Origin of the sequence: Acinetobacter sp. NEB 394, assembly GCF_013374795.1 — a bacterium.
GTDB classification, from domain to species: domain Bacteria; phylum Pseudomonadota; class Gammaproteobacteria; order Pseudomonadales; family Moraxellaceae; genus Acinetobacter; species Acinetobacter johnsonii.
On record NZ_CP055277.1, the window covers coordinates 2,079,654 to 2,092,902 of the forward strand.

Below are 13,249 nucleotides of genomic sequence, written 5' to 3' on the forward strand. Positions count from 1 at the left end.
TCATGAACTCGAGTTTATCCCTTTTACATCCTTATCCTTTTGAAAAGTTGAATAAACTATTTCAGGATATTACTCCCGCAGACTTACCCCTCATTCCACTCTCGATTGGTGAGCCTAAGCATCCTGCACCCGAGTTTGTGAAACAAGCCATTATCGATAATTTTCAGCATTTATCGACCTATCCAAACAGTAAAGGTATACCCGAATTACGCACCAGTATTGCAAATTGGCTGACCCGTCGTTTTCAACTCAATCAGATTAGTGCAGAAAACAATATATTGCCTGTTTCGGGCACACGTGAAGCAATTTTCTCTTTTGTGCAGGCATTGGTAAATCGTGAAGATGCGCCTTATGTGGTTATGCCTAACCCGTTCTACCAAATTTATGAAGGTGCAGCCTTACTTGCTGGGGCAAAACCGTATTTTGTAAATTGCACCGAAGAAAATGGTTATCTCGGTGACTTTGATGCTGTGCCTGCTGAAGTCTGGGAGAAAACAGCCCTGTTATTTGTTTGCACACCTGGTAACCCAACAGGTGCGGTTTTATCAAAAGAACAATTCAAAAAATTAATCGAACTTTCAGACCAATATGGTTTTGTGATTGCATCGGATGAATGCTATTCAGAGCTTTGGTTTGATACTGCACCTGTGGGCCTACTCGAAGTTTGTGCTGAAATAGGCCGAGATGACTACAAAAACTGTGTCGTATTCCACTCACTGTCTAAGCGCTCAAACTTACCGGGTATGCGCTCTGGCTTTGTCGCGGGTGATGCAGCATTGCTCAAACCTTATTTACAATACCGTACGTATCATGGTGCGGCGATGCCTGTACAGCACCAATTGGCTTCGATTGCAGCATGGGATGACGAAGCGCATGTTGAAGAAAATCGTGTGCAATATCGTGCAAAATTTGATTTATTTCAAAAGGAATTGGGCCATATACTGCCCCTACAAAAACCAGATGCAGGTTTTTACTATTGGTTAAAAGTAGATAATGACGAAACTTTTGCAAAAATGCTCATGGAAAAAGCACATGTTAAAGTACTTCCTGGACGTTACTTGTCACGCGATACTGAGCAAGGTAACCCAGGCGAAAACCATGTGCGTCTCGCTCTAGTGGCCGATCTTGCACAGTGTGAACAAGTCATTGCTCGCTTAAAAGCAATTTTATAAATCAGCTCATCTAAAAAAGAAAACCTCCTATAACGGAGGTTTTCTTTTAATCAACTCTAAAAATGAGAGGCCTAATATATGTCCCTTATTTTTAATCATCCAGATATCATGAGCATGTCTGGAATATGATTACACGCATGTTCTACATGTGCAGGAACCAGTACCAAAGTACCCGCGTCTATTTGTTGCGTTCCACCGAAATGGCTAGTGAAAATACTGTTGCCTTGATCCACCGCTCCAATTGAAAATGTCGGATGACTATGAGCTTTATAACAAGCACGACTTGCACATGCCCGACGTGTTTCCACATAAGGCATGCGCGGATCACTCCAAAATTCAACTGAAGCGCCTTGCTCTTTCATCACTGACAACACATCAACAGATTATTGTTGTAATGCTTTTTCAATATCTGCCTGAATCGCTTCAGGCTTGGTGGTTGGCGCATATCGATTAATTACTTTGCCATCTTTACCAATCAAGAATTTTGTAAAATTCCACTTAATACCGCTGCCGAGAATCCCTTTGCTGTTATTGGTTAAATAACGGAATATGGCGTGGGCTTCTGGGCCTTTAACATCAACTTTGGAAAACATGGGAAAAGTCACCCCATAGTTTTTCTGACAATACGTTCCTATTTGCTCATTACTTCCCGGATCTTGCCCCCCAAACTGATTACAAGGGAAACCTAACACCTCAAACCCTTGTGCATGATATTGCTCATAAATTTTTTCTAATCCCGCAAATTGTGGTGTAAAACCACATTTACTGGCCGTATTGACGATGAGCAGCACTTCGCCCTCATAGTCAGCAAAGGATTTATTTTTTCCATCTAACAATTCCGCTTCAAACTGATAAATGTTGGTCATGGATAAGTATCCTCATCACTTTTTTCTTGTGTTTCTAGTTCTAATGAAGCCGAGTTTACACAGTAACGTAAACCTGTAGGCTCAGGTCCATCTGTAAAAACATGGCCTAAATGAGCATCACAGTGATGACATACAATTTCAGTACGCACCATGCCATGTGTTGTATCTTGATGCTCTTCTATCACAGTCGTATTGAGTGGCTTATAAAAACTTGGCCAGCCGCAACCACTGTCATATTTATTTTCAGAATTAAATAATGGCGTACCACAGCAGCGACATACATAAGTGCCGGCTTGTTTAGTATTCCAATATTTCCCCGTAAAGGCTGGTTCCGTCCCCTTTTGTCGCGTAATGCGAAATTCGTCAGGTGATAACTCTCTTTGCCATTCTCGGTCTGTTTTATTGAGTTTTCCCATGATTACGTCCCTTTCTATCTTGCTATTTAAAATAGGATAATCCTATATTTACGGGATTCATCTTAAAATTTCTAGTGTTTAGTTCACAATTTACAAAAGACCTATAATTCCAATAAAAGCAAAAAGAAAGCAATTAATAAAAACGGTAAGCAATTTATTTTCTTAAATGCTTTTTTGTGAGCAAATTTAATGTTAGTCTTATTGACATTCTTGCTCAGGATTAAAAAATGTCGCAAAAAAAGAGCGTTATTTTTAAACATCTACTACCTGTGATTAAACAATATCAACAGGTGGGTTTTACGCATGAAAAAATTGTTGCTTTACTCAGAGATGAACATGATCTCGATCTAGTGACAACTGAAACATTTAAAAGCTATTTATACCGTTATGCAAAAGTGACCTCCACTCTTTCCGAGAACATCAAAATGCCGAACACTCTCCAAACCCCACGCGAAATAAAAAAATCGTCTAAGCTCGAGCATGTATGCTACGACATCCGTGGACCAGTGTTACGAGCGGCCAATGAAATGGAAGAAGCCGGCCATAAGATTATCAAACTCAACATTGGTAACCCTGCGCCGTTTGGTTTTGAAGCTCCTCAAGAAATTATTAATGATGTGGCTTTAAACCTGCCAAATGCAGTGGGTTATACTGACTCAAAAGGGATTTTCCCTGCGCGTAAAGCCATCTGTCAGTACTATCAGCAAAAAGGCATTTTAGATATGCATGTCAATGACGTGTATATCGGCAATGGTGTCTCTGAATTGATCGTGATGGCCATGCAAGGCTTGTTAGATGATGGTGACGAGATGCTCGTGCCAATGCCTGACTATCCCCTTTGGACAGCTGCGGTGAACCTTTCAGGTGGGACTGCCATTCATTATAAATGTGATGAAGAAAACTTTTGGTATCCCGATATTGCGGATATGGAGAGTAAAATCACACCACGTACCCGCGGTATCGTGATTATCAATCCAAACAACCCAACAGGTGCAGTTTATCCACGCCATGTACTTGAGCAAATCGTCGCATTGGCTAAAAAGCATGATTTGATTTTGTTTGCAGATGAAATTTACGACAAAATTGTTTATGACGGTATTGAACATGTTTCTGTAGCAGCATTAGCGGGTGACCAACTCTGTATCTCTTTCAATGGCTTATCTAAAGCATACCGTATTGCGGGTTACCGTTCAGGCTGGATGGCCATCACAGGCGATAAGTCGCGTGCAGTCGACTATATTGAAGGTTTAGATATGCTCGCTTCTATGCGTTTGTGTGCCAACCACCAAGCACAGTATGCCATTCAAACTGCTTTAGGCGGCTACCAGTCAATCAATGATTTAATTCGTCCAGGCGGTCGTTTATACGAACAGCGTAATATTGCTTGGCAAATGTTGAATGATATTCCAGGTGTATCTTGTGTTAAGCCTGAAGGTGCAATGTATTGCTTCCCGAAATTAGACCCAGAAATCTATCCAGTTCAAGATGACGAAAAACTGATGCTTGATCTACTTCGTGCGGAAAAAGTACTTCTGGTTCAAGGCACAGGCTTTAACTGGCCAACACCAGATCACTTCCGGGTAGTGTTCTTACCTGCTGAAAATGAACTACGTGAAGCCATTACCCGAGTAGGCCGTTTCCTTGCGAAAATGCGTTAATTGATCACTTAAAAAACCGTACTTTATGTACGGTTTTTTTATTTACAAAACTGTAATACTTCACTTTTTAAGTTTGGCATAAGTTTAAATTAAGCAGCCACATTGCTGTGATTCCATGTAAATGATGGGGAGTCGCTTATGGGGACAATTGCGGTAACATCTTGGAAATACAACGCTTCCACACGCTATTTAAAAATTTTCTATGCCGATGGTTCAGGCGAGCTGTACCACCCTGTGCCTGAATTTATTTATAACAACTTAGTTCGATGTAATAATAAAACAGCTTTTGTTCATAAATATTTAGAATATGATTTGCACTTTACGCGCTTAAGTATTCATTAATTTTTGAATCTCAAACAATCAGGATTTATCCTGATTGTTTTTCATGATCCCACGTCACCACCAACAAGCCCGCACCAATCGCTAATGTAGACAGGTTAAACTGCTCGTCCTGCTGAATAATCGCGATGAAGTCCGTGACTTGATCTGCATGCGATAGAACATTATCAACCACCAAAACTCCGCGTGAAACACACATTAGTCGTTTCAAATCTGGCCAATAGTCGACATAAGCATCACGTTCAGCATCTAGCAATATAAAATCAAAGATGGCTTGCGACTGCTTCAAATATTCAGCTGCATCACCCACCCAAAACTCAACACCATTGGATAAATTGAAATCCGCAAGATGGCTAGCGGCTTGTTGACTTCTGTCAGCATCAATTTCTAAAGTGGTTAATCGAGCATGCACTTGTTGCGCAGCATAAGCCAACCATAAGGTTGAGTAACCTGTTGATGTTCCTATTTCTAATATCTGCTGAGGCTGTTGAATATGCACCAATTGCGCCAAAAATTGTGCAGACTCAGGCTCAATATTGCGAAAGCGCGCAATGCGATCTGTTTGCGTACTGTCATGTTCTTGAAAGCGATGATATAAGGCCGATACTTTACTCAAAAATTCTGCATGCATCATCAAATCCCCCTCTACTTTACTTAGCTTCGTTTATACTTCTTGAATCAGTTTAAAGCGCTCAACCTCACGGTCATCTTCTAGCATTACCGTTTCAGTAAACATGGCAAGTGGACGTACCCAAATCGAATAATCACCATATAAACACTGATAAACCACCAGTTTTTCTTCGGTTTCACTATGCGTCGCTACATGTAAAACTTGATACAGTTGCCCTTTATAATGCTGATAGATACCACGCTGTAATTGCATCACTTGCTTCCCTATTTTTTAATTGTCTTGATCATACCTAATTTATACGGCTTAAACTGCAAATCACTTGAAAAATCATTTAAATCCCCCATATAGCTTTATGAAATGATTGAAGAAAATATCTTTAAATCTATAAAATCGATTACAAAAATAAATACAAACTGTTTTATCTATTTTTAGATTTACTCTATGATTCTTCTATCAAATAATTTTATAGACTGCTTTGGAGAGCTTAACCATGTTAGATCAAAATACTTCAGCTCAATTAAAAACACTTCTTGAACGCCTTGAAGGTCCGATTGAATTGGTTGCGACTTTGAACGGTTCTGAGAAATCAGACAAAATCAAAGAATTGGTTGAAGAGGTTGCAGCACTGTCTCCACTGGTGACTGCACGTTTTGATGGTAAAAACTCACGTGCACCTAGCTTTGGTGTAGCAAAAGCCGGTGAAGAGCCACGTGTGTTCTTTGCGGGTTTACCGATGGGACATGAGTTTACCTCTTTGATCTTGGCATTGTTACAAACCTCAGGTTACGCACCCAAAGTATCAGATGAAGTTTTGGCTTCAATCAAAGCTTTGGGCATCCAGTCTGACTTTGACGTCTTTGTCTCATTAAGCTGTCACAACTGTCCAGACGTGGTGCAAGCGTTGAACCTGATTGCTATTTACAATCCGGGCACGACAGCAACGATGATTGATGGTGCATTCTTCCAAGACGAAGTCGAAGAACGCAAAATCATGGCTGTACCAATGGTGTTCCAAGACAATAACCATATCGGTCAAGGCCGTATGACCTTGGAAGAGATTGTTGCCAAACTGGATACCAATTCCGCAGCCAAAGAAGCTGAAAAACTCAATGCCAAAGATGCTTTTGATGTTTTAGTGATTGGTGGTGGTCCTGCGGGAAATACCTCAGCCATTTATGCTGCGCGTAAAGGCATTAAAACCGGGATTGTGGCTGAACGTATGGGTGGTCAAGTCATTGATACCATGGACATTGAAAACTATACCTCAATTCAAAAGACCCAAGGGCCGAAGTTTGCCGCTGAAATGGAAGCACATGTCCGTGAGTATGGTGTGGACATCATGAACTTACAACGTGTTTCTAACATCAAAGGTGCAGATGAGACCGCGAATGGCTTGGTTGAAGTCACTTTAGAAAATGGTGCAAAGCTTGAATCTAAAACGGTCATTCTTTCTACAGGGGCACGTTGGAGAGAAATGAATGTGCCGGGCGAAGCAGAATACCGTACTCGTGGTGTTGCTTACTGCCCACACTGTGATGGTCCCCTGTTTAAAGGCAAACGTGTTGCCGTAATTGGCGGAGGGAACTCAGGTGTCGAAGCCGCGATTGATCTTGCTGGGATTGTTGAACATGTAACTTTGGTTGAGTTTGATACCAAACTACGTGCCGACCAAGTGTTACAAGACAAATTGCATAGCTTGCCTAACACTACGGTGATCCTGAATGCACTCTCGACCGAAGTTGTGGGTGATGGTTCACAAGTGACGGCATTGAAATATAAAGACCGTGCAACTGATGTAGAACATACGGTTGAGCTTGCAGGAATCTTTGTGCAAATTGGTTTATTACCAAACACTGATTTCTTAAAAGAGACTGCTGTTGAGCTTTCAAACCGTAATGAGATTATGATTAACGATCGCAACGAAACCAATGTCAAAGGTGTATTTGCCGCAGGTGACTGTACGACTGTGCCATACAAGCAAATCATCATTGCCACAGGTGAAGGCGCGAAAGCATCTCTATCTGCTTTTGATTATATTATTCGTTCTGGCGTGTAATCCTCTCAAACTATTCTCTACTAAAGGCTTATAGGTAACTCAGCTTATAAGCCTTTTTATCACGCTGTTTTTTATAAAAATTTACATTTTTTTAACAATAATACAGTCTGTTTTACATTCAAAGTAGATTATATTTTGCCCAACCCCTACTTTTGGGTATAAAACGAAAAGGATATGAAAATGAATAAATTACTTATTGCTTTAGGTCTTGCTGCTGCTGTTGTTTTAGTGGGTTGTTCAAAAGAAAAAGCACCTGAAACGGGTGCAACGACAGGTGAACACCTTGAAAATGCTGCTGAACAAGCAGGTCATGACATTAACAAAGCTGCAAGTGAAGCCGTATCTGACACTCAAAAAGCTGCAGATGAAGCATCTGCAAAAATTGGTGCTGCCGCTGACGAAGCTGCTGCGAAAACTGAAGCTGCTGCTGAAGATGTTAAAAATGCCTCTAAAGAAGCAACAGCTCATGTTGCTGGTGCAGTAGAACAAGGCGCTGCTGATGTGAAAGAAAAAGCACAATAATATTTCTAAGCTTAAAAAGCCTCCCACTCGGAGGCTTTTTTATGGGCTGTGCTATAGTAGATGAAACGTGCATTATTAAATAAATCATAACTTTAAAATTTGAGGATGATCTATCGTCATGTCCTATTCTCACCATGTTGAACCTCATTTAATTCATCGTACTGGTTGGCTACGTGCAGCAGTATTGGGTGCCAATGACGGCATCATTTCAGTGACCAGTTTGATTATGGGGATGGCGGCCAGTGGCGCAACCAGCCATACCTTACTCATCACGTGTATTGCAGGGCTCATTTCAGGTGCGAGCTCTATGGCTGCGGGCGAGTATATTTCGGTGAAGTCTCAATCGGATATTGAAGAAGCCGACTTAAAACATGAAGCTAGGGAATTAGATAAAAACCCTCACTTAGAACTTAAAGAACTGACTCAAATTTATATACAACGTGGACTAGAACCCGAACTAGCACATGAAGTCGCAGTACAACTCAGCGCACATGATGCACTGTCTGCACATGCCCGTGATGAAATAGGCATCCATGAAAATACCAGTGCCAAGCCACTTGAAGCTGCGGGTTCTTCTGCCCTCGCCTTTTCACTGGGTGCTCTGTTTCCCATGCTGGCCATTCTATTAAGCCCTCAAGGTTATCTAACTCAGTCAGTTGCTCTTACAGGGGTACTATCGTTGTTCGGTTTAGGCGCTTTATCGAGCTACTTTTCTGGGACTTCTATGTGGACAGGCGCATTTCGTGTGACGCTATGGGGGATTTTTGCGATGCTGTTTGCCAGTTGGATTGGTTCCCTATTTAATGTGCATGTTTAACGTCAACAACACGATAAGCGTTAACAATCTACCTATTAAAAATGTAAAAAGTCCATGGATTGAATGGGCTTTTTACTATTTACAGCATCATTTATCATCAACTTTAAGCTTGCACATTTTTCTCTGAGCCACTACTCAGATGCACTATTACTGATGATTGAGGTTCCATTCTACAGGTGCAACAGCTTATTTTTTAATTAGCATGAATTAATTAACGTCTGTTCTCCTTCCCATAACAGCCTAAAACATCATAGAAAATGATGAGTCAACGCCTTACTTGCATCTCGCTAGATTGTTTTTTCATTCATATAACGCCAGTAGCGTTTAGGAACATATTGCACATGTAGTTTGATATTTTTTCTTGCCTCGATGTTGATACTTTTAAAATAATCTTTCCATAACTGGTCATACAGCAGCTCATCATCATCTAATTCAACACTAAAGGACTGACTATGTCCGACTTTGTGTGCATGATCAATTTGATCTACATCCATTTCTACCTGATGCACGGCTGTCAAATCATAATAAATTCCAAAATTTCTTCTTTCATCATAAATCAACCATCTTTGATCTTGATATCGGTTTCTAAAATGCCGTTCTATCAGTGGTAAAACATTAAAATCCGGCTGTACCAAACTTAGAAACAATTCATCCTGACATTTTTTAAAGCGGACAAAAGCTTCCATACGATGCTTTTCCCTGCCCACTTGTTTGGCCCACTGCGAAACAGCCAATACATCCGCATGCGCATAGTTACGATCTACCGCATGTGTATTTTTAAACACATAGATACAGAAATTAAAAAGATGTTGATGTGCCTCCTCCTGCTCAGACAGAAAGCAATAATAAAAAGATCGTAGACTTTCAGCCGTAATTTTTTGCTTTAACCCTCGCCAAACTCGCTCTGCGTGTTCGTCATTTGAAGCAACCTCAATACACTCATCAAACAAGCTGGCTTGTGAATTGTTAGATGCAAGCTTGACGTCAAAATCTTTAAACTGAAAGCTTCTATATACACAACTCAGTAGTCCAGTCATGCTTTGATCAAAGTGATATGTCGACATACTAAAAACCAAAGCCTAGTTGAGGCGAAAGCTGTTTTTGATATTTAGATTGCCCCGATTGCAAAATGTGCTGCCGAATCTGGTTCGCTTGTTGTTCTTTTTTAAACTTTGGCGTATCTGCACAGCGAATAAAATGCTGTGCCCGATTGTAAGCAATGCCCATACGCTTTAGTTGATCGATATGAATCTGCCCAAAACGGCGAGCTTGCACAATTTTTTTAGCCGATTGCACCCCTATACCCGGAACACGTAAAATCATACGATAGTCTGCATGTTGAATATCAACAGGGAAATGCTCAGGGTTACGCAGTGCCCAGCTTAGCTTCGGGTCGATGTCCAAATCTAAATTCGGATGCTGATCATTCACAATTTCCTGCGCATCAAAACCATAGAAACGCATGAGCCAATCCGATTGGTACAGCCGATTTTCTCTTAATAATGGCGGTGCAGAACCCACGACAGGAAGCATTTTTTCCTGTTCATTGATTGGGATATAGCCTGAAAAATACACCCGTTTGAGCTGATACACTTTATAATGATGATCTGCCATTAAAATAATATCTTTGTCTGTTTCTTGATGTGCGCCCACCACCATCTGAGTGGTTTGTCCCGCTGGTACAAACTTCGGTACATGCCGAATCACACGCCGCTCATCCGTCAACTGAATTAAGCGATCGCGTACAATGCCCAAGTCCTTTTGTACTTCTGCATGTGATTTCTCAGGTGCAAACTGTTTTAAACCAACTTCCGTTGGCATTTCCAAGTTAATACTCATGCGGTCTACATATAAGCCCGCCTCGGTAATAATTTCTTGGGAAGCACCAGGTATCGTTTTTAGGTGAATATAACCATTAAAGTTTTCTTCAAGGCGAAGCTTTTTCACCACTTGTAGCATTCGCTCCATAGTGAAATCAGCTGATTTAAAAATACCTGAACTGAGAAATAAACCTTCAATATAATTGCGGCGGTAAAAGTTGATGGTTAAATCCACCACTTCTTGTACAGTAAAAGCGGCTCGCTTGACATCGTTAGAGCGTCTAGAAACACAGTAGGAACAATCAAAAATACAGACATTTGAAAATAGAATTTTAAGCAATGAAACACAGCGACCATCTTCTGTATAACTATGACAGATACCGTTTCCTGTATTCCCCAAACCTTTGCCTTTGTTTTTACGATTGCTACCACTGGACGAACAGGACACGTCATATTTAGCTGCATCAGCTAAAATCTGTAGCTTTTCACGGATACGATCGGTCATGACGATCCTCGGTAAAATCTAAAAATAAAAGTATAAAAAATTTCAGACTAAAAGCATTACCAATACACATACCCAACGACATGGATTGTCGCTAAAAACCGAAAAATAAACGTGATTGCTTTTAGATATTTTTCGAGAAAATACTGAATATTATTTGCCAATTTTGCAGTGCTTGGGCAAAGTGTCTATGTGTAAAAGGAGCAAGTACATGTCTTTATTATTAGAACGCCTTGAAATTAAACATCCTATCTTCCTTGCACCGATGGCTGGTGTTTCCACACCAGAGCTTGCGGCGGAGGTTTCAAATCAAGGCGGGCTAGGCTCACTTGGATTAGGTGCAAACACCGCAGAAACCACACGTAGCCAAATTTTAAAAACTCAAGCACTGACCGAACAACCTTTTCAAGTTAATTTTTTCTGTCATCAAAGTGTCGAACTTGATCCAACTATCGCACAAACATGGATTGATTTTGTAAGACCTCATTTTGAACAATACGATGCAGAACCATCCACGCAACTGCACTGTATTTATCCTAGCTTTTTGGACAATGATGACTTTTTAAATGTCGTGCTTGAAACTCGCCCTAAAGCCGTCAGTTTCCACTTTGGTATTCCGCATCCGCACCAAATACAGGCGCTAAAAGACGCTGGCATTTTAACCATGGTTTCTGCAACCAACCTAGCGGAAGCACGGGCTATCGAAGCAGCAGGAATTGATTTTATTATTGCTCAAGGCATAGAAGCAGGTGGGCACCGCGGGATTTTTAATGAACATTTTGATAGTGCAATACGTACGATCGACCTCGTACATCTTCTGACGCAGCACTGTCGGTGCCCAATTATTGCAGCAGGTGGCATTATGAATGGTACACAGGCTCAACAGATGTTAAGTCTAGGTGCGAGTGCGGTACAGTTGGGAACAGCTTTCGTACAATGTAAAACATCAAATGCCAATGATGCCTACCGTCATGCACTTTTCCATGAGCACATCACACAAATAAGTGCCAGTATTTCAGGTCGCCCTGCTCGCGGTTTACTGGGTCACTGGCATACTCAAATTGATTTACCGAATCGCCCTGCGGTTGCTGCATATCCATACTGTTATGATCTAGGGAAACAATTACATGCCGCAGCGACCAAACAAGGCGATCAAGGTTTTGGCGCATTTTGGGCAGGTACGAACGTTTCGCAAATTCGTGCCATGGAAGCACCGGACTTAATTAACCAACTGTTGGTTGAAATGCAACAAGTCAGTTATTAAGTCATATTATTCGCATAAAGCTCCATAAATGGAGCTTTATTTATTTGGTTTCCAATAAATTGACCTGTTCAATCTGTACGTCATTCATGGTTTCACCATGTATGAGTAACTGGTCAAAGTAGTCAGCGACCACTTTAAATTGTTCAGTTGTACTTTCCACTTTGTACATGTTCTGGCGAAACTCATTACTTGAACGTAAACCTTTGGTGTACCAAGCAATATGCTTACGTGCAATTCGGCAGCCAGAGTATTCTCCATAAAATGCATACAGTTCAGCAAGATGTCCAAGTAGAACTTCTTTTACTTCTTGAATGCTTGGTGCTGCCAAATGTTCACCTGTCTCCAAATAATGTGCGATCTCACGGAAAATCCATGGACGTCCTTGCGCAGCGCGACCAATCATAATTGCATCTGCACCGGTATAATCGAGTACATATTTGGCTTTTTCTGGACTATCAATATCCCCATTGGCAACCACTGGTATACGAATGAGCTGTTTAACCTCTTTAATTAAATCATAACGAGCCGTGTTCAAATACATGTCTTCACGGGTCCGCCCATGCAATGCTAACGCAGCAATACCCGCCTCTTCCGCTCGTTTCGCTACACGCAAGATATTTTCATAACCATTCAAAAAACCCAAACGAGTTTTAAGTGTGACAGGCACATCAACTGCAGCAACAACTTCATCCAAAACTCGAGCCACCAAGTCTTCGTCTTTTAAAAGTGCAGAACCCGCCAGCTTATTACAGACTTTCTTGGCAGGGCACCCCATATTAATGTCCACAATTTGAGCACCGTTTGAGACCTGATATCGTGCAGCTTCCGCTAACTCTTTGGGATCTGATCCTGCAATTTGCGCTGAAATAGGCGCCAATTCACCATCAAAATTAGCACGATACAAGCTTTTTTTACTCATCCGTAACGTTTGGTCTGATGTCATCATTTCACTGACAGCATGCCCTGCACCAAAGTATTTGCACAGAGACCTAAATGGACGGTCAGTTACGCCTGCCATCGGAGCCACAATCAAATTATTTGACAGTTGATACGGACCAATATACATATGAATTCATCACTTTTTCGACTGGCACAGTATACTGCATCTACACTTTCGGCTCATCTTTTATCATCTGCTCTGTGGCTATGAAATACTCATAATATAAAAAAGCCAGACAAACCTAAA

14 protein-coding genes and 1 pseudogene are annotated in these 13,249 nt (G+C 41.1%); 7 read left to right on the forward strand and 8 right to left on the reverse strand.

The window, feature by feature from the left end; genetic code table 11:
- Positions 1-2 precede the first annotated feature (2 nt).
- The gene (dapC, locus tag HUK62_RS09900) at positions 3-1,172 is read left to right on the forward strand and encodes a succinyldiaminopimelate transaminase (RefSeq protein WP_176537757.1); all 1,170 of its coding nucleotides are present in this window, start codon (positions 3-5) and stop codon (positions 1,170-1,172) included.
- 116 nt (positions 1,173-1,288) lie between these two features.
- Here the strand turns inward: dapC and HUK62_RS09905 are convergent.
- The 3 genes and pseudogenes from HUK62_RS09905 to msrB all read right to left on the reverse strand — a co-directional run.
- Positions 1,289-1,534: pseudogene (locus tag HUK62_RS09905) on the reverse strand (AraC family ligand binding domain-containing protein); the annotation flags it as partial.
- 21 nt (positions 1,535-1,555) lie between these two features.
- On the reverse strand, positions 1,556-2,038 hold the full coding sequence (locus tag HUK62_RS09910) for a glutathione peroxidase (RefSeq protein WP_004980122.1): 483 nt from the start codon (positions 2,036-2,038) through the stop codon (positions 1,556-1,558).
- Positions 2,035-2,454: a peptide-methionine (R)-S-oxide reductase MsrB gene (gene msrB / locus HUK62_RS09915; RefSeq protein ID WP_005399615.1), complete on the reverse strand. Its 420-nt coding sequence runs from the start codon at positions 2,452-2,454 to the stop codon at positions 2,035-2,037. Before msrB ends, HUK62_RS09910 begins: the two co-directional genes overlap by 4 nt.
- A gap of 227 nt (positions 2,455-2,681) precedes the next feature.
- Between msrB and HUK62_RS09920 the strand changes: the two genes are divergently transcribed.
- On the forward strand, positions 2,682-4,112 hold the full coding sequence (locus HUK62_RS09920; protein WP_062032676.1) for a pyridoxal phosphate-dependent aminotransferase: 1,431 nt from the start codon (positions 2,682-2,684) through the stop codon (positions 4,110-4,112).
- Positions 4,113-4,250: 138 nt separating this feature from the next.
- Entirely contained in the window at positions 4,251-4,454 is a 204-nt protein-coding gene (locus tag HUK62_RS09925; protein ID WP_004980128.1) for a KTSC domain-containing protein, read from the forward strand.
- Between the two features lie 25 nt (positions 4,455-4,479).
- Here the strand turns inward: HUK62_RS09925 and HUK62_RS09930 are convergent, their stop codons facing one another.
- Together HUK62_RS09930 and HUK62_RS09935 are read right to left on the reverse strand one after the other, a co-directional pair.
- Positions 4,480-5,085, reverse strand: a complete 606-nt coding sequence (locus HUK62_RS09930; RefSeq protein ID WP_176537758.1) for a class I SAM-dependent methyltransferase — start codon at positions 5,083-5,085, stop codon at positions 4,480-4,482.
- 30 nt (positions 5,086-5,115) lie between these two features.
- On the reverse strand, positions 5,116-5,334 hold the full coding sequence (locus tag HUK62_RS09935; protein ID WP_004693482.1) for a DUF1653 domain-containing protein: 219 nt from the start codon (positions 5,332-5,334) through the stop codon (positions 5,116-5,118).
- A gap of 238 nt (positions 5,335-5,572) precedes the next feature.
- Here HUK62_RS09935 and ahpF point away from each other — a divergent pair, with 238 nt between their 5' ends.
- The 3 genes from ahpF (at position 5,573) to HUK62_RS09950 (ending at position 8,477) form a co-directional block, all read left to right on the forward strand.
- Positions 5,573-7,138, forward strand: coding sequence for an alkyl hydroperoxide reductase subunit F (ahpF, locus tag HUK62_RS09940; protein WP_176537759.1), 1,566 nt, complete (start codon positions 5,573-5,575; stop codon positions 7,136-7,138).
- Positions 7,139-7,318: 180 nt separating this feature from the next.
- Entirely contained in the window at positions 7,319-7,660 is a 342-nt protein-coding gene (locus tag HUK62_RS09945) for a hypothetical protein (RefSeq protein WP_058869489.1), read from the forward strand.
- A gap of 118 nt (positions 7,661-7,778) precedes the next feature.
- Positions 7,779-8,477 (forward strand): VIT family protein, encoded by a 699-nt coding sequence (locus HUK62_RS09950; RefSeq protein ID WP_062032668.1) that lies wholly within the window; start codon positions 7,779-7,781, stop codon positions 8,475-8,477.
- 287 nt (positions 8,478-8,764) lie between these two features.
- Here HUK62_RS09950 and HUK62_RS09955 read toward each other — a convergent pair whose 3' ends face one another.
- The gene (locus HUK62_RS09955) at positions 8,765-9,541 is read right to left on the reverse strand and encodes a TIGR03915 family putative DNA repair protein (RefSeq protein ID WP_176537760.1); all 777 of its coding nucleotides are present in this window, start codon (positions 9,539-9,541) and stop codon (positions 8,765-8,767) included.
- 1 nt (position 9,542) lies between these two features.
- Positions 9,543-10,802: a putative DNA modification/repair radical SAM protein gene (locus HUK62_RS09960; RefSeq protein ID WP_176537761.1), complete on the reverse strand. Its 1,260-nt coding sequence runs from the start codon at positions 10,800-10,802 to the stop codon at positions 9,543-9,545.
- Positions 10,803-11,010: 208 nt separating this feature from the next.
- On the opposite strand from HUK62_RS09960, the gene HUK62_RS09965 reads away from it, so the two are divergent.
- Positions 11,011-12,063, forward strand: a complete 1,053-nt coding sequence (locus tag HUK62_RS09965) for a nitronate monooxygenase (protein ID WP_176537762.1) — start codon at positions 11,011-11,013, stop codon at positions 12,061-12,063.
- Positions 12,064-12,103: 40 nt separating this feature from the next.
- Here the strand turns inward: HUK62_RS09965 and dusB are convergent, their stop codons facing one another.
- Positions 12,104-13,129, reverse strand: a complete 1,026-nt coding sequence (gene dusB / locus HUK62_RS09970; protein ID WP_176537763.1) for a tRNA dihydrouridine synthase DusB — start codon at positions 13,127-13,129, stop codon at positions 12,104-12,106.
- Positions 13,130-13,249: the final 120 nt, after the last annotated feature.

Bases quoted from the DNA above. Each gene is read 5' to 3' on its own strand.
- dapC (WP_176537757.1), top strand. From the start codon at position 3: ATGAACTCGAGTTTATCCCTTTTACATCCTTATCCTTTTGAAAAGTTG.
- msrB (WP_005399615.1), bottom strand. From the start codon at position 2,454: ATGGGAAAACTCAATAAAACAGACCGAGAATGGCAAAGAGAGTTATCA.
- HUK62_RS09950 (WP_062032668.1), top strand. From the start codon at position 7,779: ATGTCCTATTCTCACCATGTTGAACCTCATTTAATTCATCGTACTGGT.
- HUK62_RS09930 (WP_176537758.1), bottom strand. From the start codon at position 5,085: ATGATGCATGCAGAATTTTTGAGTAAAGTATCGGCCTTATATCATCGC.
- HUK62_RS09945 (WP_058869489.1), top strand. From the start codon at position 7,319: ATGAATAAATTACTTATTGCTTTAGGTCTTGCTGCTGCTGTTGTTTTA.
- HUK62_RS09965 (WP_176537762.1), top strand. From the start codon at position 11,011: ATGTCTTTATTATTAGAACGCCTTGAAATTAAACATCCTATCTTCCTT.
- HUK62_RS09925 (WP_004980128.1), top strand. From the start codon at position 4,251: ATGGGGACAATTGCGGTAACATCTTGGAAATACAACGCTTCCACACGC.
- HUK62_RS09960 (WP_176537761.1), bottom strand. From the start codon at position 10,802: ATGACCGATCGTATCCGTGAAAAGCTACAGATTTTAGCTGATGCAGCT.
- HUK62_RS09955 (WP_176537760.1), bottom strand. From the start codon at position 9,541: ATGTCGACATATCACTTTGATCAAAGCATGACTGGACTACTGAGTTGT.
- HUK62_RS09935 (WP_004693482.1), bottom strand. From the start codon at position 5,334: ATGCAATTACAGCGTGGTATCTATCAGCATTATAAAGGGCAACTGTAT.
- dusB (WP_176537763.1), bottom strand. From the start codon at position 13,129: ATGTATATTGGTCCGTATCAACTGTCAAATAATTTGATTGTGGCTCCG.
- ahpF (WP_176537759.1), top strand. From the start codon at position 5,573: ATGTTAGATCAAAATACTTCAGCTCAATTAAAAACACTTCTTGAACGC.
- HUK62_RS09920 (WP_062032676.1), top strand. From the start codon at position 2,682: ATGTCGCAAAAAAAGAGCGTTATTTTTAAACATCTACTACCTGTGATT.
- HUK62_RS09910 (WP_004980122.1), bottom strand. From the start codon at position 2,038: ATGACCAACATTTATCAGTTTGAAGCGGAATTGTTAGATGGAAAAAAT.